27 protein-coding genes are annotated in these 24,541 nt (G+C 30.1%); 8 read left to right on the forward strand and 19 right to left on the reverse strand.

Annotation, left to right across the window (positions count from 1 at the left end):
- Window position 1 precedes the first annotated feature (1 nt).
- Both secD and secF read left to right on the forward strand, forming a co-directional pair.
- Complete coding sequence (gene secD, locus EW14_RS04555) at window positions 2-1,471, forward strand: protein translocase subunit SecD (RefSeq protein ID WP_042850323.1); 1,470 nt, start codon at window positions 2-4, stop codon at window positions 1,469-1,471.
- A 22-nt stretch (window positions 1,472-1,493) separates the two neighbouring features.
- Window positions 1,494-2,408, forward strand: a complete 915-nt coding sequence (secF, locus tag EW14_RS04560) for a protein translocase subunit SecF (RefSeq protein WP_042850324.1) — start codon at window positions 1,494-1,496, stop codon at window positions 2,406-2,408.
- Between the two features lie 204 nt (window positions 2,409-2,612).
- Here the strand turns inward: secF and EW14_RS04570 are convergent, their stop codons facing one another.
- From EW14_RS04570 to mnmH, 3 genes are read right to left on the reverse strand one after another with little or no spacing between them, the layout of a single operon-like run.
- On the reverse strand, window positions 2,613-3,656 hold the full coding sequence (locus EW14_RS04570) for an AI-2E family transporter (RefSeq protein WP_042850326.1): 1,044 nt from the start codon (window positions 3,654-3,656) through the stop codon (window positions 2,613-2,615).
- Between the two features lie 13 nt (window positions 3,657-3,669).
- Entirely contained in the window at window positions 3,670-4,023 is a 354-nt protein-coding gene (gene psb28, locus EW14_RS04575; protein ID WP_042850327.1) for a photosystem II reaction center protein Psb28, read from the reverse strand.
- 56 nt (window positions 4,024-4,079) lie between these two features.
- Window positions 4,080-5,123 (reverse strand): tRNA 2-selenouridine(34) synthase MnmH, encoded by a 1,044-nt coding sequence (gene mnmH, locus EW14_RS04580; RefSeq protein WP_042850328.1) that lies wholly within the window; start codon window positions 5,121-5,123, stop codon window positions 4,080-4,082.
- 33 nt (window positions 5,124-5,156) lie between these two features.
- Here mnmH and EW14_RS04585 point away from each other — a divergent pair, with 33 nt between their 5' ends.
- Window positions 5,157-5,876, forward strand: a complete 720-nt coding sequence (locus EW14_RS04585) for a GUN4 domain-containing protein (RefSeq protein ID WP_042850329.1) — start codon at window positions 5,157-5,159, stop codon at window positions 5,874-5,876.
- Window positions 5,877-5,924: 48 nt separating this feature from the next.
- Complete coding sequence (locus tag EW14_RS04590) at window positions 5,925-6,359, forward strand: ATP-binding protein (protein ID WP_042850330.1); 435 nt, start codon at window positions 5,925-5,927, stop codon at window positions 6,357-6,359.
- On the opposite strand, the gene EW14_RS04595 is transcribed toward EW14_RS04590, so the two are convergent.
- The 3 genes from EW14_RS04595 to glnA form a co-directional block, all read right to left on the reverse strand.
- Window positions 6,338-6,601 (reverse strand): DUF6439 family protein, encoded by a 264-nt coding sequence (locus tag EW14_RS04595; protein ID WP_032518874.1) that lies wholly within the window; start codon window positions 6,599-6,601, stop codon window positions 6,338-6,340. The two genes, EW14_RS04590 and EW14_RS04595, sit on opposite strands and share 22 nt — an antisense overlap.
- A 12-nt stretch (window positions 6,602-6,613) precedes the next feature.
- Window positions 6,614-7,669: a class I SAM-dependent methyltransferase gene (locus EW14_RS04600; protein ID WP_042850332.1), complete on the reverse strand. Its 1,056-nt coding sequence runs from the start codon at window positions 7,667-7,669 to the stop codon at window positions 6,614-6,616.
- Window positions 7,670-7,770: 101 nt separating this feature from the next.
- Window positions 7,771-9,192 (reverse strand): type I glutamate--ammonia ligase, encoded by a 1,422-nt coding sequence (gene glnA, locus EW14_RS04605; RefSeq protein WP_042850333.1) that lies wholly within the window; start codon window positions 9,190-9,192, stop codon window positions 7,771-7,773.
- Window positions 9,193-9,406: 214 nt separating this feature from the next.
- Between glnA and EW14_RS04610 the strand changes: the two genes are divergently transcribed.
- Window positions 9,407-10,591 (forward strand): alanine--glyoxylate aminotransferase family protein, encoded by a 1,185-nt coding sequence (locus EW14_RS04610; protein ID WP_042850334.1) that lies wholly within the window; start codon window positions 9,407-9,409, stop codon window positions 10,589-10,591.
- Here EW14_RS04610 and EW14_RS04615 read toward each other — a convergent pair.
- Complete coding sequence (locus EW14_RS04615) at window positions 10,566-11,081, reverse strand: nucleoside deaminase (protein ID WP_042850335.1); 516 nt, start codon at window positions 11,079-11,081, stop codon at window positions 10,566-10,568. The two genes, EW14_RS04610 and EW14_RS04615, sit on opposite strands and share 26 nt — an antisense overlap.
- Window positions 11,082-11,124: 43 nt before the next feature.
- Between EW14_RS04615 and EW14_RS04620 the strand changes: the two genes are divergently transcribed.
- Window positions 11,125-12,510, forward strand: a complete 1,386-nt coding sequence (locus tag EW14_RS04620; protein WP_042850336.1) for an aminotransferase class V-fold PLP-dependent enzyme — start codon at window positions 11,125-11,127, stop codon at window positions 12,508-12,510.
- Between the two features lie 133 nt (window positions 12,511-12,643).
- Here the strand turns inward: EW14_RS04620 and EW14_RS04625 are convergent, their stop codons facing one another.
- From EW14_RS04625 to pyk, 5 genes are read right to left on the reverse strand one after another with little or no spacing between them, the layout of a single operon-like run.
- Window positions 12,644-14,143, reverse strand: a complete 1,500-nt coding sequence (locus EW14_RS04625; protein ID WP_042851308.1) for a GTP-binding protein — start codon at window positions 14,141-14,143, stop codon at window positions 12,644-12,646.
- Window position 14,144: 1 nt separating this feature from the next.
- Window positions 14,145-14,603, reverse strand: a complete 459-nt coding sequence (gene lspA / locus EW14_RS04630) for a signal peptidase II (protein WP_042850337.1) — start codon at window positions 14,601-14,603, stop codon at window positions 14,145-14,147.
- Window positions 14,603-15,139, reverse strand: a complete 537-nt coding sequence (locus tag EW14_RS04635; protein WP_225866648.1) for a biotin transporter BioY — start codon at window positions 15,137-15,139, stop codon at window positions 14,603-14,605. The genes lspA and EW14_RS04635 overlap by 1 nt, the downstream gene beginning before the upstream one ends.
- A 48-nt stretch (window positions 15,140-15,187) precedes the next feature.
- A complete protein-coding gene (locus tag EW14_RS04640; protein ID WP_042850339.1) occupies window positions 15,188-16,420 on the reverse strand; it encodes an ABC transporter permease in 1,233 nt (410 codons plus the stop codon).
- Window positions 16,413-18,206 carry a pyruvate kinase gene (pyk, locus tag EW14_RS04645; RefSeq protein ID WP_042850341.1) on the reverse strand — a complete coding sequence of 598 codons (1,794 nt, stop codon included), beginning with the start codon at window positions 18,204-18,206 and terminating at the stop codon, window positions 16,413-16,415. The genes EW14_RS04640 and pyk overlap by 8 nt, the downstream gene beginning before the upstream one ends.
- 61 nt (window positions 18,207-18,267) lie before the next feature.
- Here pyk and EW14_RS04650 point away from each other — a divergent pair, with 61 nt between their 5' ends.
- Complete coding sequence (locus EW14_RS04650) at window positions 18,268-18,597, forward strand: nucleoside triphosphate pyrophosphohydrolase family protein (protein ID WP_042850343.1); 330 nt, start codon at window positions 18,268-18,270, stop codon at window positions 18,595-18,597.
- Between the two features lie 2 nt (window positions 18,598-18,599).
- Here EW14_RS04650 and EW14_RS04655 read toward each other — a convergent pair whose 3' ends face one another.
- Genes EW14_RS04655 through ilvA form a run of 3 tightly spaced genes read right to left on the reverse strand, consistent with a single transcriptional unit; the run spans window position 18,600 to window position 21,018 of the window.
- Entirely contained in the window at window positions 18,600-18,878 is a 279-nt protein-coding gene (locus EW14_RS04655) for a YggT family protein (RefSeq protein WP_002807500.1), read from the reverse strand.
- A 31-nt stretch (window positions 18,879-18,909) separates the two neighbouring features.
- Window positions 18,910-19,416, reverse strand: coding sequence for an SMC-Scp complex subunit ScpB (scpB, locus tag EW14_RS04660; protein WP_042850344.1), 507 nt, complete (start codon window positions 19,414-19,416; stop codon window positions 18,910-18,912).
- A 60-nt stretch (window positions 19,417-19,476) separates the two neighbouring features.
- Entirely contained in the window at window positions 19,477-21,018 is a 1,542-nt protein-coding gene (gene ilvA, locus EW14_RS04665) for a threonine ammonia-lyase, biosynthetic (protein ID WP_042850346.1), read from the reverse strand.
- 116 nt (window positions 21,019-21,134) lie between these two features.
- On the opposite strand from ilvA, the gene dxs reads away from it, so the two are divergent.
- Window positions 21,135-23,024, forward strand: a complete 1,890-nt coding sequence (dxs, locus tag EW14_RS04670) for a 1-deoxy-D-xylulose-5-phosphate synthase (RefSeq protein WP_042850347.1) — start codon at window positions 21,135-21,137, stop codon at window positions 23,022-23,024.
- Between the two features lie 19 nt (window positions 23,025-23,043).
- Here the strand turns inward: dxs and psaK are convergent, their stop codons facing one another.
- The 4 genes from psaK to EW14_RS04690 form a co-directional block, all read right to left on the reverse strand.
- On the reverse strand, window positions 23,044-23,307 hold the full coding sequence (psaK, locus tag EW14_RS04675; RefSeq protein ID WP_042850348.1) for a photosystem I reaction center subunit PsaK: 264 nt from the start codon (window positions 23,305-23,307) through the stop codon (window positions 23,044-23,046).
- Between the two features lie 66 nt (window positions 23,308-23,373).
- Window positions 23,374-23,709: a DUF3593 domain-containing protein gene (locus EW14_RS04680; RefSeq protein WP_042850349.1), complete on the reverse strand. Its 336-nt coding sequence runs from the start codon at window positions 23,707-23,709 to the stop codon at window positions 23,374-23,376.
- A complete protein-coding gene (locus EW14_RS04685) occupies window positions 23,702-24,004 on the reverse strand; it encodes a DUF2499 domain-containing protein (RefSeq protein WP_042850350.1) in 303 nt (100 codons plus the stop codon). The genes EW14_RS04680 and EW14_RS04685 overlap by 8 nt, the downstream gene beginning before the upstream one ends.
- Window positions 24,005-24,007: 3 nt before the next feature.
- Window positions 24,008-24,541, reverse strand: a complete 534-nt coding sequence (locus EW14_RS04690; protein ID WP_042850351.1) for a peroxiredoxin — start codon at window positions 24,539-24,541, stop codon at window positions 24,008-24,010.

The following is a 24,541-nucleotide window of genomic DNA, read 5'->3' on the forward strand; positions in this document are numbered from 1 at the left end:
AATGAAAAGAAGGCAAGGTTGGCTTTTTTTTATTATATTTCTACTTACGTTATCTGTTTATCTATTAATAAATTATCCCTTACAGTTGGGATTGGATTTAAAAGGAGGTTCTCAACTTACACTACAAATTATTAAAGAAGAAGGTAAGGTAACAAAGGATGAACTTGATGCAGTTAATTCGGTTATAGATAGACGAGTTAACAACTTAGGTGTTTCAGAATCTAACTTGCAAACCCTAGGTGGAGATCAATTGATTTTAGAATTACCTGGAGAACAAAATCCACTTGTTGCTTCAAGAGTTTTAGGTAAGACTGCTTTATTAGAATTTAGGACCCAAAAAGAAGGAACATCTACTGATTTAAAAACTCTGCAATTTCAGAGGTTTAATATTAAAGAATTAATTGAACAATATTCCTCTTCAGAAAAAAGTCAATATGATGATAATTTCTTAAAGATTATTCAAGATGATCTTAATGAGATAGAGCAAGATTTAAATTACTCATCTACTAATAGTGATTTATATAGTAAGTTAATTGAAATTAAAAAGTATGTTGATAAAGAAATTACAAATTTATTTATTAAAACAGACTTATCTGGTAAGGATCTTATTAACGCAGGAAGGAGACAAGAACAAACAAATAATAATTGGGAAGTTTTATTAACTTTTAGTAATTCAGGAGGTGAAAAGTTTGCAGAAATTACAAAGTCAATTGCTGGCACTAATCAACTATTGGCTATCATTCTTGATGGTGAATCAATAAGTGAAGCCAGCGTTGGTAGTCAGTTTGTTAATACTGGAATTACAGGTGGATCAGCAACAATAAGTGGTAATTTTAGCGCTGAAAATGCTAGAGAATTAGAAGTTCAACTTAAAGGTGGTTCATTGCCATTGCCTATTGAAATAGTAGAAACTAATACTATAGGTGCTCTTTTGGGATCCAAAAATATTTTAAAAAGTCTTTATGCAGCTATTAGTGGATTAATTTTTGTTGGTATATTTATGATTTTTAATTATAGAATTCTAGGTTTTGTTTCAGTTCTTTCTCTAGTACTTTATGGTTTTTTTAACTTGGCCCTATATTCATTAATTCCTGTAACTTTGACTTTACCTGGAATATCTGGTCTTATACTTAGCATCGGTATGGCCGTTGATGCAAATATTCTAATATTTGAGAGAATTAGAGAAGAATTATATGATGGTAATACTCTTACAAGATCTATAGATAGCGGTTTCCAAAGAGCTAATTCATCAATAGTTGATGGCCATATTACAACTCTTCTAAGTTGTTTTGTATTGTTTATATTAGGAACAAATTTTGTTAAAGGTTTTGCGGCAACATTAGGTATTGGAGTATTAATAAGCTTGTTTACCTCATTAAATTGTTCTAAAACTATTTTGCGATTTTTTACAACATATCAATCTTTAAGACAAAAAAACCTCTATCTACCAAGGAATAATTTCTCAAATTAAATTTTTTAATTCTTACTTTCCCATGAAATACAATCTTGAACTAAAAAAAAATAAAAGAAAGATAATTAGTTTTTCAACTGTTCTTATTTTGTTGAGTCTTTTAGGAATTTTATATTCTAGTTTTAATACTTCTTATAAGAAACCTATAAATTTAGGGATGGATTTTGTTGGAGGAAATGAACTAAGAATAGAGAGAATTTGTGATGATCAATGTTCTAAATTTCCCCCCGATTCTGTTTTAGAAAATTTAAGAGAGATCTCTGAAAATAAAAAAATCTTAAATAATATTAAATTACAATTCCAAAATAATGATAAATTAATTTCAATAAGAACACCTTATTTGAGTATCGAAGAATCAAATAATCTTATTAAAAATCTTGATAATATTATTGGACCTCTTAATTATGAGAGTAAGGATTCAAGATTAATTGGTCCAAAGCTTGGGAAAAGATTACTTACTAATTGTGTTACTTCATTGTTAGTTTCTTTATTTGCAATATCTTTATATATAACTATTAGATTTGATAAAAAATATGCATTATTTGCTTTATTAGCTTTATTCCATGATTTATTAATTGTTTTCGGTATATTCTCCTGGTTAGGAATTATATTATCTGTTGAAGTAAATAGTTTATTTGCTGTGTCGTTGTTAACTATTGCTGGGTATTCTGTAAATGATACCGTTGTAATTTTTGATAGAATTCGTGAAAATTTAAAATCAAAGAAAGAAGACTATAACGAAATTATTCAATTATCAGTAAACGATTCATTTAGGAGAACCACGTTTACCAGTATTACAACCCTTATCCCTTTATTAAGTATAATTTTGTTTGGCTCTTACTCGCTATTTTGGTTTTCTTTGTCCTTATCATTAGGAATTATAGTTGGAAGTTATTCAAGTATTTTATTGGCCCCATCTTTGTTGCTGAAAGACTGAGCTTAGGCTTTTAATTGTATGAAATTGAATTATTATTTAATAATTTTGTTTTCTTTAGTTTTAATAGATCTTTCTACTGAGCTAAGAATATTATTTGATCATTTTACTTTTAGTTCACTATATTTTGCTATTGGTAAACATCCCTTAGCTTTTTTTATTCTTTTTTCATACCCATATATATATAAAAAATTAATTAAGTAGATTTTATATATCTTTAAATGATTCTTTGATTAGAACCTGTATTACTACAGCTAATGGAAGAGATAGTATTAAACCTAATGGACCAAAAATGAAGGTAAATCCAAATTGTGATATTAATGTCAAACCAGGAAGTAAGTTTGCTTTTTTCTTCAATATAGAAGGCATTATTATATAGCTTTCAATATTTTGAATGATTACATAAGCTCCTAAAACGGCCAGTGGTTTCCAAAAATTATCTAATAGTGCAATTGAGATTGGAAATACACCACTAATAACTGGTCCTATATTTGGAATTATATTAAGAACCATGGCTATTAAAGCATTTGAGATAACATATTTGACATCTAATATAGACAAAACTATTAATGATAATAAACCTACTGATAATGAGCTTATGACCATAGAAAAGGTCCAATTTGCTAATGCAATATTGCATTTTTCCAGTATATTTCTAAATTTGTTGCGATAATTTTTTGGAATTAATAGAAGTATGTTTTCTTTATATTGTTTTGGTTCAATAGAAATCATCAAACTCACTGCTAATACGAATATTAATTTCAATAGACCTGAACCCAGATTACCAGCTATGTTTATTAAATTCTTAAAACTTTCTTGAATGGCTTTTGCAATGGTTGAGGCATCTGGAATGGTAACTACATTATTTATAAGACTGAAAATGTCTATAGAATTTTCTGATTGTTCTCCATAAAATAGGCTATTAAATTTGTTCAGATTTGAATTAATCAATATATTTATTTTTGATAAACCATTTGGAATATCAACTAGTATTTCATTAAACTCTTTTATAAAAGGTGGCAATACAAGAATAAAAATAGTAAATACTATTATTGATATAACTGTTAAGACAAGAAACAATGACAACGATCGGGGAATTTTCAACACCTTTTGCATTTGATTACATAAATTACATACAATATTTGAAATTACTAAAGAACAAATTATTAACAAGAGAAAATCTCTTAAAGTCCATATTATTAACGAAGTAATTAAAATTGCTACTAACTTGAAATATGATGAACTACTCAATTTTCAAAATATTCTACTTCTTCTCAGAATATCCTAATCCATTTGATTTGGCATAACTATTTGCAAACCTCATAAATCTATCAAAGTCTAATGTGTTCTTCCAAATATAAACTGCTTCCAAAAATATTGGTTCTCCATCAACAAACTTTACTTTAACTTCCCTAGTTAGTATTTCACCTTCAGAGTCAATCATACGCATACCTGTGATTTCACCGTCTGTAATTGAAGATAGTGCCTGAGGTTTTTCGAACAAAAATAATGCTTGGCCGGTAGTACCATCCTTACTCCTAGTCAGTCTTATTTCAGGAACTACTGGCTCATCTGTTCCTTCATAAAATTGTATTTTTGCAGTTTTATTTGATGTCATGACATTCTTTTATAATTTTTTATTTTAGGAAATATTTTTCACATTCGTTTGTAATTTTATAAAACATTATTTATTAACTTTAGGATCTTTTCATCATATTGTTTGTCTGTTAAATCTAATAACTTGATATTTGTTTTGCCAACCTTTTCATATTCGTAACATTTATCATAATAATTTAGAACTGATCTGCAAACTAAGTCCCATCTCTCATTATTAATAGATTCTAGGGCTATTTTTGTTCTTTGCGGTCCTAATCTTTTTTTTATTCGTAATACAGATTCTTTGAGTTCCTTTTTCTTAAAAACACTATAAGTATCTATCAACTCATCTAATCTATTTGATTCGCTCCTTAAAATTTCAATTCTCCTTGAATTTTTCATCTGTTTGAAGAATTCATGAGGGATTTTACATTTACCTATATTTGCACTTTCAGCTTCTACAAAGATATTATTAGAACATTTAAAAGAATTTAATTTTTCTGCAATAATATTTTCAAATTGTTCATTTGAAGGTTGTTCTTTCATTCCTAAACCTCCAAATGTACTTCCTCTATGACAAGCAAATCCTTCAAGATCAATAGTTTGGTATTTATATTTATCTAGTAATGATAATAATCTTGTCTTCCCTGTTCCTGTTTTTCCGCCAATTACTACAATATTCAACTTTTTTGAAAAACTATCTAATACCCATCTCCTATATATTTTATATCCTCCATTAAGTGTAACGATATTTAATTTAAATTTTTCTAGTAACCATGCAATACTTTGTGACCGCATACCCCCTCTAGAACAATATATTCTTATAAAAAGTTCTTTATTATTATTTTCAGAAATATTTTTATATGAGTCAATACTCATAAATAAATTATCAAGAAGAAATTCCATTTTCTTTTCAAAAAATTTTAATCCCTCTATTACAGCTTTTTTTCTTCCTTCTTTTTTGTAAATCGTCCCAATTATTGATCTCTCATCATTATCAAATAGTGGAATATTAATAGAATTAGGCATGTGTCCTTTATAATATTCACCTGGGCTCCTAACATCTATAAGTGGTCCTTTAAAACATCTAAATTTCTTTAGTTCTTTTCTTTCGAAATACATGGATAGTTTTTATTTTTTGATAGATTTTTTAAAATGAATAACAAAGAACAAGATAACCATAATAATGCTACATTAGATCTTATAAAAAAATTCATAGATTTCAATCAAAGAAAAAGAATAAATTTATTAAGTCAAATAGAATCTGAATTCGAAAATATTTATAAACTTGGCCCTTCTCTTTTTGATATCTTTGATAAAGATGGAGATGACTGGGCTGCTGGTTGGATATTGCAAGTTTTAAAGAAATTTAAGCCTGAATTCTTTGAAAACTCTAAATTCAATAATTGGTTTAATACATATTCAGATATTGATATTAATTATGAAGATTTGCAATTGATGTTGGTTGAGCAAAAGTTTGAAGAAGCAGATAGGTTAACAAGTTCATACTTACGTAAATTAGCTGGAAAATTAGCTGAAAAACGTGGATATGTTTTCTACAGTGAAGTTAAGAATATGTCAGGTAAAGATCTACAAACAATAGATAGATTGTGGATTATTTATTCTAATGGTAGATTTGGATTCTCAATTCAAGCAAAGATATTAAAATCAGTAGGAGAAAAGTATGAATTAATGTGGCCGAAAATAGGTTGGAAAAAAGATGGCTTGTGGACTAGATATCCTGGATCTTTTCGATGGTCATTGGATGCTCCTGATGGACATATGCCTTTAATAAATCAACTAAGAGGAGTAAGACTTATGGACTCGATACTAAGGCATCCTGCTATTGCAGAAAGACATAATAATATTCTTTAAAATAAGGTATTTAATAAGTTAAAATTAAGAGAGTATCAAAATATTGTTATGTCCTTATTTCGGGGCAAAAATATTTTAAAAAAATTTTTTAAGAGACCAAAGATTAACTGGTCTAATTACGAATTCGAATCATCATTACAGTTAAATGAATTTGTCGATCAATTATTAGAACCTATAAAATATTCTCAATCAAATTATCTTATAAAACTTGGTTTACATGAAGCTCTTGTTAATGCAGTAAAACATGGAAACAAATTAGATCCTAAAAAAAATATAAGAGTAAGACGAATAATTACTCCTAATTGGTGTGTTTGGCAAATTCAAGATCAAGGTAATGGTTTAGAAATAAAAAAAAGAGACTACAAATTACCAAAAAAAATAAGTAGTGTTAATGGACGTGGTCTTTATATTATAAATGAATGTTTTGATGACATTAGATGGAGTAGTAAAGGTAATAGGCTTCAGTTGGCTTTAAAAAGGTGATTTTTACTAGGGCAAGGTTGATCTACGTTAATTTCTTTTAACCATTTAATACTTTCTTCTATATACTCAATAGTTTCCTTCTCATTACAAGAAATAATTAAATGGCATAATCCCGCCGAAATCAGTTCTGCAGATCGTTTATATTTATTTCCTTTATCTTTATGCCATTTAGAGTGATCAATCTTTAATTTGTCATTAAGACTTTGAACAAGCTGAATAGTATCTTTATCCCAATAAGTCATAAAATTTTTTATTTACTTTACAGCAGACCATACTTTGGTCATAAAAAAGGAATTTGATTTTACATCTTTAAACCCTACTTCCTCTATTTTAGAATCTATATCCTCTTTTATGTAATCAAAATAAAAAGGCTCATGAAATGATTTATAGAAGTTTTCCATTATGGATGTGAAGTCAGGTGAATCACTTATTTGAATTGAATCAGCTAACACTAATACTCCCCCAGGTTCAAGAACTCTAAAAAATTCATTTAATACTTTAGCTCTAATTGTTCTAGGTAATTCATGAAATAAGTAAACACAAGAAATACATTGAAAACTATCATTTTCAAATGGTAATTCCTCAGCATTACCTTTTAATAACTGAATTAAATCTCCATCTAAATCTGAAATATATCTACTTGCCTCTTTTAAGTATGAATCAGATAAATCAATTCCTGTAATTTTTTCTTTAGGAAATGCGGCTCTTAATTGTTTTAATGTTCTTCCTGATCCTGTAGCCACATCAAGTATTTTTATAGAACTTTTTTTTCTATTGCTAAACATTTCAAGTCCCTCTTTTATTGGCTTAATTATTCTTCTTCTCATTGAGTCAGCACTTCCATTGAAAAGTATCTCTACTTGTAGGTCATAAATGCTAGCTGAAAAATCTGATAAATAACCATCTGTTTGGTGATGAAAATTTCTCAAGTAATATTGAGGATAATTATCTTTATCTATTGATTTTGGAAGATCGTCAAAGTTTTGTTTTCTGCGTCTATCCCATGTGTTAGGCATATCAAGCCAAATTTTTGGATATTGAGTTAGATATCTAAGCCATGGTTCGTCAAACACTAATTTTTTTGGATATACATTATTTTCTGCATCATTCCAATCTTCTTCTCTTAAAATATCCATTGAATTTTGGATTTGCATTAGAAGATCCTTATCTATATCAAAATTTTCAAGCTTCGAATCAGGAAGAATAAAATTCATTAATCTTGAACTGATCTGCTTATGAGCGAAACCTGCAATGCTTTTGCTTTGTTGTAGCGTTTTATATGCAATTTTTGAAATAGATTCCCTAGCCATTTTTCAATTTATATATATCTATTCCAACAAAAAAAAAATCAATTTGAGAATATTTTGTGATATTTCTCAAATTGATTAATTTAAACTAATGAGTTTTTTAATTATGCATCGTAATACATGAAAAATTCATGTGGATGAGGCCTTTGTCTTAGTTGTTGTACCTCTTCGTATTTAATATCGATAAAGTTATCAATAAAATCTTCAGTAAATACTCCCCCAGCTAATAAATAATCCTTATCTGCTTTTAGCGCATTAAGTGAGTCATTTAGAGATGAAGGTACTGTATCAATTTTTGCTAGTTCATCAGCTGGAAGTTCAAATAAATCTACGTCTACTCCATCACCAGGATCAATTTGATTTTTAATTCCATCAATACCAGCAAGCATCATTACAGAAAAAGCTAAGTAAGGATTTGCAAGTGCGTCACCTGATCTGAATTCTAATCTTTTAGCTTTAGGGCTTGGTCCAGTTAAAGGTATTCTTACGGCAGCTGATCTATTACCCTCAGAATAAACTAGATTTACAGGTGCTTCGAATCCTGGAACCAAACGTTTATAACTATTTGTAGTTGGGTTAGTAAATGCTAAGAATGATGGAGCGTGTTTAAGTATACCTCCGATGTACCATCTTGCTGTTTGAGATAAATTTGCATATGCCCCTTCACCAAAAAATAGTGGCTGCCCACTCTTCCATAAACTTTGGTGAACATGCATTCCAGTACCATTATCGTTAAATACAGGCTTGGGCATAAACGTTGCAGTTTTTCCATATTTTTTAGCGACATTCCTGACAACATATTTATAAGTCATTACGTTATCAGCAGAATTTATTAACGAATCAAATTTCATTCCAAGTTCGTGTTGACCTGCACCAGCAACTTCATGGTGATGCTTTTCTGTGGGTATGCCTAATTCACCCATTAAAAGCAGCATTTCAGATCTGATGTCTTGCGCAGTATCATTTGGAGAAACTGGGAAATAACCCTCTTTGTATTGGATCTTGTATCCTAAATTTCCGCCTTCTTCAACCCTCCCTGTATTCCATGGAGCTTCAATTGTATCTACACTATAAAAGCAGGAACCTTCTTTTGAGTCGTATCTCACGTCATCAAATAAGAAGAATTCTGGCTCCGGTCCAAAAAATGCTGTATCAGCAATTCCAGTAGACTCTAAGTACTTTAAAGCCTTTTGAGCTAAAGATCTTGGGCATCTATCATAAGGCTCACCACTTCTAGGTTCTTGGATAGAGCAAATCATACTTAGAGTTTTATGTTTATAAAAAGGATCTATCCATGCTGTACTTGCATCAGGAACCATTGACATATCAGAGGCGTTAATTGCTTTCCAACCTCTTATTGATGAACCATCAAATGCTAGACCTTCAGTAAATGAATCCTCTTCTATCATGTCTGATGTAAGAGTTAAATGTTGCCATTTACCATGGATGTCTGTGAATTTTAAATCGATTAGTTCAATTCCTTCGTCTTTAATTTGACTTAAAACATCTTGTGGAGACTTAGACATAACTTTTGAGATACCTTCTATGAAATTAATAACTTGATGATTCTTATTATGTATCAAACGTAACTTTTTTCAACACTAGATGCGTTCTTTCAGTGTTTCAACTCATAACTTTGATAATTATTTACTTAATTATTTAAATTGAATTAATTTCTATAAAAAAATATCGCTTAGTCGTCGATATTAGTTTAATTTAAAAGTAATTAAATGTAATGCTTTGACAGAAGCAAAACTTATTCCGGCTTTAAATAAAGAGAATTTATCTCATTTTTCAAAGACTTATGTTCCCTCTAGACTTTTATTAGGACCAGGGCCTTCAAATGCACATCCAGAAGTCTTAAGCGCTCTTTCTTTGAATCCTATTGGTCATTTAGATGAAGCATATATCTCATTGATGTCTGACGTACAGCAACTTTTAAGGTATACCTGGCAGTGCAACAATCGTCTTACACTCCCAATGAGTGGTACTGGTAGTGCAGCCATGGAAGCTTCCATAGCTAATTTTATTGAAGAAGGTGAAAAAATTCTTATTGCTAAAAAAGGATATTTTGGAGATAGATTAGTTGATATGGCAGCTAGATATAAAGCTCAAATTTCCGTTATTGAAAAACCATGGGGTGAGGCTTTTACTTATGAGGAAATTAAGTATGAAATAGAGACTAAAAAACCAGCTATTTTTGCTATTGTCCATGCTGAAACATCAAGTGGTGTTTTACAACCTCTTGATGGTATTGGGGATATATGTAGAAAAAATAACTGCCTTTTTTTAGTTGATGCAGTTACTTCACTTGGCGCTTTAGAATTATTGATAGACGAATGGAAAATTGATCTAGCATACAGTTGTAGTCAAAAGGGATTAAGTTGTCCCCCAGGATTAAGCCCTTTTACAATGAATAAAAGAGCTGAAGAAAAACTAAGTTCAAGAAAAACAAAAGTACCTAACTGGTATTTAGATTTATCTCTATTAAATAAATATTGGGGTTCTGATCGTGTTTATCATCATACTGCACCAGTAAATATGAATTTTGCTATTCGTGAAGGTTTACGATTAATTGCGAAAGAGGGTTTAGAAAATGTTTGGAATAGACACAATACTAATGCAAAGAAACTTTGGGATGGTTTAGAAAGTCTTGGAATGGAATTACATGTATCAGAGAATTATAGATTGCCAACTTTAACCACAGTTAAAATACCTCCAGCAGTTGATGGGGATGGTTTTAGAAATCATCTCTTAAGAAATTTCGGAATTGAAATAGGAAATGGACTTGGAGAATTATCTGGTAAGGTGTGGCGTGTAGGGCTAATGGGTTTTAATTCATCTGAGGAAAATGTTGACAGATTATTAAACCTATTTGATACTGAGCTGAAGAAATTTTCTATTTTTGAGTCCTCAACTTTTTGAACCAAATCTGTAATATTTGACTGCATTCATCTTCTAGGATACCTCCAATTATTTCCATTTTGTGATGAGCACTTTCATGTTTTGATAGGTCAATTGAACCACCCAATCCACCTCTTTTCTTATCGTAAGCCCCGAAAATAACTTTACCCATCCGCGCTTGAATAAGAGCAGAGGAACACATAGTACAAGGTTCTAAATTTGTGATAATAGTACATTCATTAAATCTCCAATCATTTTTTATTAGAGATGCCTGCCTAAGTGCCATTATCTCAGCATGACCTAATGGATCTTTATTTATATACCTCGTGTTAACCCCTCTCCCGATACATCTTCCTCTCTCATCTAAAATTATTGAACAGATTGGTAGCTCAATTTTTCCAATTTCTTTGGATCTTCTCAATATCGAATTCATCCAGAAATTGTATTTTGAATTATTTGTTTTTTTTTGTTGTTTTTCATTACTATTTCCATTTTCAAAAATATATCTCATTTACCGATATTGAGAATAGAATTATTAATAGATATCTTATCTGATGGCTGAAGATTTAATTAATAATAAAGATATATATTTCCCCTCAGATTTAGGGACTAATGACAAATTGATTTCTCTTCTGAATAGAGCAAGTCAAACTCTTTGTGACTGGTTCTCTAAAGCTAATAAAAATGGTCCTTTACCTTTTGATGAGAGTTTCAGGTGTATTATGCCTTCGGATGATGGTGATTCTGAAGAAGATTTGTTTTTTGAGATTGAATCTCTTTTGAATAATTCGTTTAATCCTGTTCATCCTGGCTCATTAGCTCACCTTGACCCCCCACCTTTAATTTTCTCTATTTTGGGAGATTTAATTGCTGCTGGTTTAAATAATAATCTTCTGGCTTACGAGTTATCACCAAGTGTAACTTTGCTTGAGGAATCATTATGTAAATGGTTTGCCAAGAAAATAGGTTTTAATGATTTCTCAGGAGGTATAGCTGCTAGCGGAGGTACATTAAGTAATCTGAATGCACTTATTGCAGCAAGATATAATGCTGGATTAGGTACAAATCCTAATTCTGTATTACTTGTTAGTGAAGATGCTCATTCTTCCTTCGTTAAATGTATAAGAGTAATGGGTCTTGATACTAAGAATCTTGTCACGATTAAAACTGATAATCAAGGTCGAATGGATATAAACGATCTCATAAAGTCTTTAGATGAATGTTCAATAGAAAATAAAAAAATATTTGCTATTGTTGCCACCCTTGGCACAACAGTAAGAGGTGCAATTGATCCTATTAAAGAAATAAGTGAAATCTGTAAACAAAGAAACATATGGTTACATATTGATGGTTCAATTGGAGGGATTTTTGCTATAACTTCTATTCCAATAGAAGGTCTAAATAATATTAATCAGGCTAATTCGATAACGATAAATCCACAAAAAATTATTGGCATTACAAAGACTTCATCTTTGTTATTGGTTTCAAACATTAGTACTTTAGAAAATACTTTTAATACTGGATTACCATACATATCATCTAAAGAAAATATTATAAATAGAGGAGAAATAGGCATACAAGGTTCTAGACCTGCAGAGGCTATAAAACTATGGCTTGGATTACGTATTTTAGGTCTAAATGGAATAGAACATATATTAAAATCATCAATTAAAAGAAAAGAATTTTTTATAAAAAATATTAGTAAAAATAAATTTGATATATATTCAGGTCCTCTTCATATTGTCTCATTCTTACCAAAGAAACTTGAGCCAAAAGACTCTGATGCATGGACTCACAATAAAGTTAATGAATTAATTAAAAATAATTTTATGCTTTCCAGACCAAAATTTAAAGGTAAATATTTTTTACGGGTTGTCATGGGCAATTACAATACAAAAGAATCTCATATTAGGGAACTTTTGAAACTTTTAGATGCTTAACTAATGAATATGGGTAGACCAAAAATTATTGCAATAGTAACAGGGTTTATTTCTATAGCTATTTGTATCGCTTATTTAAGCTTAATAACTATTTTTGATTTTAGAACTTATTTAAATGATCAATTATCCAATCTTACATAGTAAATGGAGGCAAACTTTTATTTGATTTATAATTTTTTTGCATTTCAATTTTAGAAATAGCTTCTTTTACAAAGTTCTTCAAAATATCCTCTCTTTTACTTATTTTATAGATCTTATCTACTACTTCTTGAATTCCTCCATCTCCCCAATCTTGCCCATTTTTAAAATATTCAATCAAACTTAGTCCTACTATTCTTATTAACCATCCTGCTGTAACTGATTGTATAGATTTAGATAATATTATTTTAGTCAAGCTTGTAGCTAAAGCAGGAGAAAGTATGGCGAGTCCCCCTTTTAGTATTCCTAGTTTCGTCAATGCGCTTAGCAATGAAGTCGCTAAATCTTTTGCATCTTTTTTTGTAAGCTTTATTTCATATATTTTGGATAATTCCAATATCATTTGAAGGTTTACTGAGGTAGTAGTAAGGAAATCAACAGTTGGTAGTGGATTAACTAGTATCACTCCTCCTGTTATCCACATATATTTATTAATAACTTTATTTGACATTAAATATCTTTGTTCTTGCACGAAATTTTTACTTTTAATACCTAACTTATTTGAGCGAAAAAGAATATTATCAGCCAATAACTCTTCACCATTATTATCGAGTGTTTCAATTATTTCTCTAAATAAACTTCCTACCTCTGGAACTAAATTTAAAGTATCAGATTTTATATACGGAGATTGTTGAGGCACTGCAATTGTGTGAACAACTGATATTTTATTTTTTCTAGCGGAAGTTATAGAAATTATATTTTCTTTGATGAGGTTATTTTCATCTCTAGATCTCAAATCACATTTATTTATAACTATTATTATTTTTTTTCTCAAATTTAATAATTCTTTAATTAAATAGTTTTCGTATTTATTTATGTCCTGATCTAAAACAAAAAGAACTAAGTCAGAATTTGATGCTTGTATAATTGTTGCTTTTTCTCTTTCTTCTCCTAATTTAGATGGTTCGAATAATCCAGGAGTGTCAATTATTTTAATGTTTCTTTTTAAGATTGGAATACGAATTTTATAACTATTAATTTGCTTCGTTGTACCTATCTTAGGTGAAGTTTGTCCGACAATATTTTTCAATAAAGATCTTGCTATGGATGTTTTTCCTGAAGAACCAGCTCCAAAAAGAGTAACTTTATAATCTCCGGTTTTTAATTGCGACTCTAGTTTATTTTTTTGGTAGTTTAACAATTCAACTTTTACCTTATCGTTAATTTTTTTATTAATTTTCTCGACCCCTTCCAAACTTATCTTGGCAGCACCATATGTATTTTTGAATAAATGTGTATTTTTTTTATTTTTATATATAACTTTATAAACTATTTTTTTAAATAATTTTTTATCAATATTATAAAATATAAAAATAATTATTATTAAAAATAAAAGGTTATATATATTTACTATTCTTACAAATATCGAAAATAAAATATATAGAAATAATATTAATACCATATATTTTATATACTTTAATTTTAAGAAATTCATTTTATCGATTATTTTTAAAAATGTTATACAGTAAAAAAATAAAACCAATATTAATCGATATATCAGCAATATTAAATACTGGAAAATTTATAATATTTAAATTTATAAAATCAACCACAAAACCTCTATCTATTCTATCTATGCCATTACCAATAGTTCCTCCAAGAATAAAGCTATAAGAATATAGATCGAATGAGTTTAAAGTATTTTTCCTAAATATTAAATAAATAAGTAATATTGAAAAAAAAATACTTATTATTGATAAAAATATTCTACTTCCACTAAATATGTTAAATGCTGCCCCATAATTTTTTACAAAGTCTAATTTGAATAAAAGAAAATCTTTATTAATAAATAATTCTTTATTATACAACATTAAATATTTCGTAAATTGATCTATTAGAACAATAAAAATACTTAAAGATAAAAAATATAATTTTGTTTGTAATTTATTAATCATTATTTGCTACATTTTAAACGTTCAATAGGTTTAATAAGTAATAAAAGTGGAAAAAGCATTAAAAAATGATATCCAATCTTACCTAATGAGTATTTCCCTAAATTATATAAAAATAAATTAAATTTACTGTAGAAAATAATTTGTATGAAGTTGTAAAATATTCCAGTTAAGTGCATAGCACAAATTGCTATAAATCCATTTTTTAAAAAGTTTCCAAAGTTTATTTTATCTCTAGTATTTAAATTATCAATTATTTTGATTAAGGGATATAAGCCTAATAAATAACCAAAATTTGGAGTGAGCAAATAGCCTATTGAGCCTCCTTGATGAAAGACAGGAAATATAAATAACCCCAAAATTATATATATAGAAAATGCTCTGAAAACAATTCTTTTATGAAATATAAGTGTTAATAAAATTATGGTTGGTATTTGCCATGTGATAGGCAATTCAATGTTATTACTAGATTTATAGATAAAAGGTAGTGGAATATAAACAGGTAACATTGATGTTATTACTAGCGATTGAAGACTCACCAGTATCTCAATTAATTTATAAAAATTGAGCATTATTATGAACTCTATTTATAAACTTCTCAATGCAACAATTGGATCTAATTTAGAAGCTCTTTTTGCAGGCAGAACGCCAAAGATTAAACCTATTGATCCTGAAATTATCATTGTGGAAAAAGTAGTTGTAATTCCTACTGATGCAGGAAGTGGTGTTATCAGAGATAAAAGAAATACACCTGATAATCCCGTTGTTGTTCCAATTAATCCTCCAATCGTAGATAAAATCAATGCCTCAATTAAAAATTGAATTAATATATCTGACTGTTTAGCTCCTATTGCTTTTCTAAGTCCAATCTCTTCAGTCCTTTCGCTTACAGAAACGAGCATAATATTCATAATTCCTATCCCTCCAACTACTAAAGATACTGCCCCAATACCAGCCAGCAAAAAAGTTAGTCCACTTGTTATGTTGGTTACTATATTCAATGCATCTTCTTGTGATCTAACCGCAAAGTCATCATCTCTGATTATTTTATGTCTTTGCCTTAATAAGTTAGTAATCTGAAATTTAGCGGCACTAGTTGCATTTTTATTTATCGCTTCAACACTAATGAAGCTTAAACTTACTCCATATGTCGGGTCTTTCCCTGTAATCCTATTGACCATTGTTGTTAATGGTATATATGCATTTTTGTCTTGATTACTTCCAAATACAGCACCTTTTGGTTTTAATATTCCGATAATTTCATACGTATGGTCTTTAATTCTGATTTTTTTTCCAAGTGATGATGATTTATCTTTGAAAAATTCGTCTTTAAGATCAGGGCCTATTACAACAAAACTTCTTGCACTATTAACATCACTTTTTGATAAAAATCTTCCCTTATCTACTTCAAAGCTTCTTACTTCAAGAAATTCAGGAGTAACTCCAGCAATTGAAATATTTAAACTTTTAGAATTTGATTGCACTATTTCGTTAGCAGAGATTTGAGGAGCTACTTTTTTAACTGTGGGTACTTGATTACTTATTGCTGCTGCATCTTCTAAAACTAGGTTTTTAGGAAATGTAATACCTCTTCTTCTTGTGTCATTATTTCCGGGAACAATAAATAAAACATTGGCACCTAAATTACTTAATTGGTTTTTTGCTAATGTTTGAGCACCTCTACCAAGTCCAACAAGTGTAATAACTGAAGCATTTCCTATAATTATCCCCAGCATTGTTAACGAACTTCTCAATTTGTTCGAAACTAATGTTTTTGTGGCCATGCCCAAGGCTTCTTTTATTGAGATATTCCTAGACATATTTATATTTATCTATTGCATCATCATCTTCTTCAATTTGTCCCATGTATATAACACCTTCATTAAGCTGGAGTGTAATAAGGTCGCCATTATTGATTTGATGATTATCCATATTTTCTAAATTACAAATTGTAGAAATCTTTTTATTATTTTTATTAAACAAAGCATAAACATCATTTACATTTTGGTCGGTAACAATACCGGCAATATTTTTACTCAGTGGAATATTTTTCATTAATTCCTTAGGAACAAATAATATTTCTCCTGGGCAAATTAAGGATATATCAAGATTATTTTTTATTATTCTTGCTTTACCCGTAACACCGATTTCCCCTATTGAAATTCCTCTTGATACAATCTTTCTTACTAAACCAACTTTTATTAAATCTGTAGAGCCGCTAATTCCAGTTAATGTACCTGCGGTTTGAACTACTAAATCTCCTTGATTTAGGATTCCCATCTCCTGAGCTATTTGCATAGCTAAACTAAAAGTTTTTGCTGTTCTTTCGTCATTTTTAACTACTATTGGAGTAACTCCCCATACAAGTTGTAATCTTCTCGCTACACTCCTCTCTGTAGTAGTTGCCAAGATAGGTGTTGGTGGTCTGAACTTACTTACATTTCGAGCTGTAGAACCTGATTTTGTTAAAGGGATTATAGCTCCTGCATCAAGTTGTCTTGCTATGTTACTTACTGCCGCACTAATAGCATTTGGGATCGTACTGGGTAAGTGGCTTTCAATAGCCTTAAGTGGATAATCCCTTTCAATTCTTCTTGCGATGGTTGCCATCGTTTCAACTGCCTCTACAGGATAATCGCCAACTGCAGTTTCGTTTGAAAGCATTACAGCATCTGTACCATCCAGAATTGCATTTGCAACATCACTAACTTCGGCCCTAGTTGGTCTTGGGTTAGAGGCCATAGAATCAAGCATTTGAGTCGCTGTAATTATTGGGATTCCTAGTGAATTAGCTTTTCTTATTAGTTCCTTTTGTAAAAGTGGAACTTCTTCAGCAGGCATTTCTACTCCCAAATCACCTCTTGCAACCATAACCCCATCACATAAGGGTAATACTGTATCTATCTGATCAATTGCTTCAAATTTTTCAATTTTTGCAACTACAGGAGTTGAATGCCCATTTTTGTTTATTAAATCTTTTATCTCATTTATATCTGATGGATTTCTTACGAAACTTAGTGCTATCCAATCAACTCCTTCAGATAAACCGAATTTTAAATCCTCTTTATCTTTTTCTGTTAATGCTTTTACTGATAATTGAACATCTGGAAAATTAACACCCTTATTGTTTGAAAGAACCCCTCCTACAGTTACAATACACTCCAAATTATTATTTTTTATATCAACTTTTTCTACAAGCATTTCTATTTTTCCATCATCTAAAAGAATTCTTTTCCCTTCGCTAACTTCTTGAGAAAGGTTGTCGTAGGTTACATTAGCAATAGTATTTGTACATTCGACTTCATTTGATGTCAGTGTGAATTTATCGCCTTTTTTAACTTTTACTGGACCTTCTTTAAAGCGTCCTAATCGTATTTTAGGTCCTTGAAGATCCTGCAATATTCCTATATCTATATCTAACTTTTTTGATACTTCCCTTATGGTTTTTATTCTCTCAGCATGATCTTTATGATCTCCATGTGAGAAATTTAATCTGAATGTTGTTACTCCAGCTTTAATTAAATCTGTAATTATCTCTTCAGATTGAGTCGCAGGGCCAATAGTTGCTACTATTTTTGTTCTTCTTTTTAAATCAATATTCGACATATATAGATAATATTGCTAGATATAAATAAATTTACCATACCCAAAGTTAGTTATTTAAGTCATGGATTTTAAAACTTATCAGAAAAAAGCTAGAGAAACAGCACAATATCCAGATTTAGGTTCAAATAATATTTATCCAACTCTTGGTTTGGTTGGAGAGGCCGGTGAGGTAGCAGAAAAAGTGAAAAAAGTTATAAGAGATAAAAATGGTATATTTGATAACGAATCAAAATTAGGTATTAAAAAAGAGTTGGGAGATGTTTTGTGGTATGTATCAAATCTTTGTACAGAATTAAATTTCAATTTAGAGGATGTTGCAGTACAAAACCTTGAAAAACTAAAATTAAGAGCTGCTAAAGGGAAGATAAGAGGTTCTGGAGATGATAGATAAATTCAGCTATAACCTAAGCTGGCATACTGGAGATTTGTAATTAAATTTTGAATAACATTTAAAAGTAAAAAAGCTAATAAAGATGATATATCAAATCCACCTATTGGAGGGATAATACCTCTAAAAATGTTTAAATAAGGATCTGTTATGGAAGTTAATGCAGATAAAACACCGTTACTCCAATCAATACCTGGAAACCATGTAAGTAAAATTCTTATTATCAATATGAAAGAATAAATTGATAAGGTTTGGCCCAGAACAGCAAAAATCTCAGATAACATTATCTTGTCGTAATTTAATATATCCTAACATTTACTTATTATTGCTGCTTCCTATATTTGAGAGATATTCATTACTTACAGCAAAAGTTTGAAAAAACTTTTCTGATAGTGATAACCAATATGATCTGCCGTCTTTTTGCTTCCGTTTGACAATAAATTTCTTTTCTAGTAATTCTTTAATATGATCATAAGCTCCTGAACCTCGAAGAAGTATAAGATCCGATTGCAGGATCTTTTTTTTGATCGCAATAGTTGCCAATGTCCTTAGTTCGGATGTTTTCAATTCAGAAGGAAGTAAATCATCGACGAATTCATTAAGACTAGATTTTAGTTCGAGAGAAAAACTGTTATTAACTGCATTTAATTCAATAGCTGAATTGGGATTAGAGTATTTATTTTTTAGATCTTTAATTGCATCATTTATTGAGTTGATATCAGAATTGGTAATTTCTGAAAGATCCTTTTTTGATATTGGTCTGCCTTTCAAATATAGAACAGCTTCAACTTTAGTAACTAGATCTATATCAGATATTGGCATGGTATTTAGATCAGATTGATTGATTTTAATTACAGAAATCTTTCCTAATTTACCTTAGATTTAATCTGATGCACCAAGGAATAATTTATATGTATCGTTTTGAGTTTCATCCCAGAATTTATAGCCTAGAATTCTTACAAATTTATTCCACTCTGAAATCTCATTTTTATGGATTAAAACTCCAATAACAATTTTCCCTACATCAGCACCATAATTCCTGTAGTGAAAAACGCTTATAGACCAATTAGATTTCATATTATTTAAAAAGTTTATTAATGCGCCGGGCCTTTCAGGAAACTCAAATCTGTATAAAAGCTCAACAAAGTTTCTATAATCCATCTCTTTAAAATTCCTTGGTAATCTTCCACCTACCATATGTCTGAGATGATTTTTAGATAATTCATCATCACTTATATCAATAAATGAGTACTTTGAATTTCTAAATACATTTAATAGATTTTTTTTATCGTTTAACCCATAGACTTGAACTCCAACAAAAATCTGTGCATTATTAGAATTCGACATCCTATAGCTAAATTCAGTTAAATTTCTATTATCAAGTAACTTACAAAAATCAATTAGACTACCAGCACGCTCAGGAATTTCAACAGCCATCATTACTTCTTTACACTCTCCAAGTTCTGCTCTTTCTGCTACAAATCTAAGCCTCTCAAAATTCATATTTGCACCACATGCAATCGCAACCATTTTTCTATTTGAATAATTCGAATTTAGAATGTCTTTTTTCATTCCTGCGATTGATAAGGCACCTGCGGGTTCTAATATTGACCTAGTATCCTCAAAAACATCTTTTATAGCAGCACATATTTCGTCAGTATTAACCCTAATCATCTTATCTATAAATTTTCTACCAATATCAAATGTATTTTTACCAATTTTTTTAACCGCCACTCCATCTGCAAATTGACCAACAGATGATAATTCCACAATTTTTTCTTCTTCCAAGGATTTTGTCATAGCGTCTGCATCTTCAGGTTCTACGCCAATTATTTTTACTTCAGGCCATATTTTTTTAATATATAAAGAGATTCCTGATATCAATCCACCACCACCAACTGCAATATAAATTGCATAAGGTTTTTCCGGGAGTTGCTGTTCAAGTTCAATAGCTATAGTTCCTTGTCCGGCTATTACCTCTGGATCATCAAAAGGATGAATAAAACATAAATTTCTTTCATGGCTAATCCTTATTGCCTCTTGATATGTTTCATCATAATTATCACCAAATAATATAACTTTTGCTTTTAAATTTTTTACTGCATTAACTTTTACTAAAGGTGTTGTAATTGGCATTAATATGGTTGCTTGGCAATTTAATTTGAGAGCACTAAGTGCAACTCCTTGAGCATGATTGCCAGCACTTGAAGTAATTACTCCCTGAGTAAGCTGAGATTTACTGAGCTTACTCATCTTGTTGTATGCCCCTCTTATTTTGAATGAAAATACATCTTGAAGATCCTCTCTTTTTAGAAAAACTTCATTATTAAGTATATTACTTAAATTATGTGCTTTCTCTAGTGGTGTTTTTTTAGCTACTTCATAGACTTCAGCTTGAAGTATTTTTTCAAAATAATCATTCATATATATATTTTTAGCATTAATTATTAATCTAATAAAACATTACATGATCTATTTCAAAAAAAATACTCATTTTGCACCTTCACGTTTTAGATTATATAGATACCAATTTTTGTTAAATGCTTTTAAGTGAGTTATGTCATCCAAATCAACTTCATGGCTTAACTGTTTCACAATTAGAGGAAATTGCCTGTCAAATTAGAGAAAGACATCTTCAAGTAGTTTCTACTAGTGGCGGACATCTTGGTCCTGGATTAGGTGTTGTTGAGCTTACATTAGCTTTATATCAAACTCTTGATCTTGATTTCGATAAAGTTGTTTGGGATGTAGGACATCAAGGTTATCCTCATAAGTTAATAACAGGACGTTTTAGTCAATTTGATTCTCTTAGACAACAAAATGGAGTAGCGGGATATCTCAAAAGAAGTGAAAGTAAATTTGATCATTTTGGTGCAGGTCATGCAAGTACTTCTATTTCTGCTGCTTTAGGAATGGCAATAGCAAGAGATAGAAAAGGTGAAAATTATAAATGTGTAGCTGTTATTGGAGATGGAGCATTAACTGGAGGAATGGCATTAGAAGCTATAAATCATGCAGGCCACTTACCAAATACTCCTTTAGTTGTAGTGTTAAACGATAATGATATGTCTATTTCACCTCCAGTTGGAGCCCTTTCTTCTTACTTAAATAAAGTAAGAGTTAGTCCACCATTGCAATTTTTGTCCGATAGTGTTCAAGAAAGTGTAAAAAATATTCCATTAATTGGTAAGGATATTCCAGAAGAACTTAAAAATATTAAAGGAAGCGTTAGACGACTATCAGTGCCTAAGGTTGGAGCTGTTTTTGAAGAACTTGGATTTACATATATGGGTCCAATTGATGGACATGACATTGGAAATTTAGTTAATACTTTTAATGCTGCTCACAAACTTAAAAAACCTGTACTCGTTCATGTTGTCACAACAAAAGGTAAGGGATATCCTTATGCAGAAGCTGATCAGGTTGGATATCATGCACAGTCAGCATTTGATCTAACAACAGGGAAATCTATTCCATCTAAGAAACCTAAACCGGTTAGTTATAGTAAAATTTTTGGTCAAACCTTATTGAAAATATGTGAACAAGATAGCAAAGTTGTTGGTATTACGGCAGCAATGGCTACAGGGACTGGTTTAGATATATTGCAAAAAAATATTCCAGAACAATATATCGATGTAGGAATAGCAGAACAACATGCAGTTACTCTTGCGGCAGGCATGTCCTGCGATGGTCTCAAACCTGTTGTAGCTATTTATAGTACTTTTCTTCAACGAGCATTCGATCAATTAATTCATGATGTTGGTATCCAAAATTTACCTGTATCATTCGTACTTGATAGGGCTGGAATAGTTGGCGCTGATGGTCCTACTCACCAAGGTCAATACGATATCAGTTATATGAGATCTATACCTAATTTTGTATTGATGGCTCCAAAGGATGAATCTGAATTACAAAGAATGTTAATAACTTCAATTAACCATAATGGCCCTACAGCTCTAAGAATACCAAGAGGTTCTGGATTAGGGGTAGCTGTAATGGATGAGGGTTGGGAACCTTTGAATATAGGCGAAGCTGAAATAATTGAAGAAGGAGAAGATATTTTAATTATTGCTTATGGATCAATGGTCGCATCAGCTATTGAAACAGCAAAGATTCTAAAAAATATGAACATTAATTCATGTATTGTAAATGCAAGATTTGTGAAGCCTCTAGATAAAAATCTTATTATGCCTTTAGCAAGTAGGATTCAAAAAGTGGTAACTATGGAAGAAGGAACCTTAATAGGTGGATTTGGTTCTGCAATAGTTGAATTACTTAACGATAATGAAATAAATATCCCTGTATACAGAATAGGTATACCCGATGTTTTAGTTGATCATGCATCACCTGACCAGAGTAAAGAAAAGTTAGGACTTATGCCTGGTCAGATGGCAGATAAAATTGTTAAGAAATTTAATTTAAATAATTAAAAATATAATAAATAAATTTTTATAAAACACCACGTGAGGCTAATCCTAAGATTGCACCAATTCCGAAAATATGACCTAGGCAATTAGCACCTACAACTGATGCGTGACTTAAACCACCATAGAATTTTGAATTAGGTATTTCAAACCCTTCATTAGGTTTTCTGATAGTTGCTCTAGCAATTGCATAAGCAAAAACATTACATGCAATCATAACAACGGCACACTTAGGTGACCATTCGAATGTTGCTGGAGCAGAAGCAGCTGCAAATAATGTGGTAATCATAAAAAATCGTTATTTTCATATATTCTCTAACACTTTTACATAAAAAACACAAAATTGTAAAAGGTCTTAAGAGTTGTTTACTTCTAAGTTATTTAAAATCTTTATGAAGCCTAACAAAATTACAAAATCGCTTAGGGTTAAGAAAGATTCTGCTAAACCATGCAAGAAGTCAACCTCAACAAGGGTTTTATCAAAGTAACTTAATGTGTATATAGAAACTATTATTGTTATAAAAACAAATAAAACTGTTAAGGAATAACCTGTTTTTACTAATATATTAACAGATTTAATTTTATGTAAGTAGAACAAAAAGATTCCATATGGAAATATAGATGCTGCGAACAAAGCTGTATTGTCAATTGAAGCTAATTTTTCTATAAGTTTTATAAATAAATCATTCATAAGTCTCCTTCTCTTTATAAATAGTGAATGATGCAAGAGCTAATGTTGAATTTCCAATAAATGTAAATATCCCTTGAAGCGTTACTAATCCATACAATGCATCTTGATTATCATAGATATGCCAAGTAATAGCGCACATAGCTCCTATTAAGTTTGGGACCATAGCTAAACTTAACCAAAAAAATAAATTATATTTTTTATATGTTGATATTTTGTAGATGACAAAGATAGAAAAAATCCATTCAGTGACTGAAGAGATATGAATCAACCAAGTTCCAAATGATAGTTCGTGCAAAGTTTATATTTTTTTCTTTAGTACATTAAGTACTTCCTTGGAATGATTTATAGGTAAAACACTTATCCATCTATAAGAAATTTCCCCTTCTGGAGAAATCAAAAAAGTATTTCTATCTGAAAATGGAGGAATCCAAGAACCATATTTATCGCTAATAATTCCATCAGGATCAGATAATAAAGTGTAGTTTATGGATTTCTCGCTGCAGAAACTTTCATGAGAATCTTGATTATCAGCACTAATGCCAACAATTTCGGCATTATATTTTAAAAAATCTTTTTTTAATTCAGAAAAACCTTTAGCTTCGATAGTGCAACCTGCAGTAAAATCCTTTGGATAAAAATACAAAACAAGCCACTTACCCTGAAAATCATTTAATTCCCATATTTTTTTTGATTTTATGTTTTTATTAAATCCTTCTAAGTGAAAGTTAGGAGCCAAATCTCCTACTTCAGGAGCAAAGTCAAAAGCTATTGCTGAATTACAATTAAATATAAGAACGAATGGTATTAAAAAACTTACAACTAAATTTCTCAT

The organism is Prochlorococcus sp. MIT 0604 (assembly GCF_000757845.1).
Classification (GTDB): Bacteria; Cyanobacteriota; Cyanobacteriia; order PCC-6307; family Cyanobiaceae; genus Prochlorococcus_A.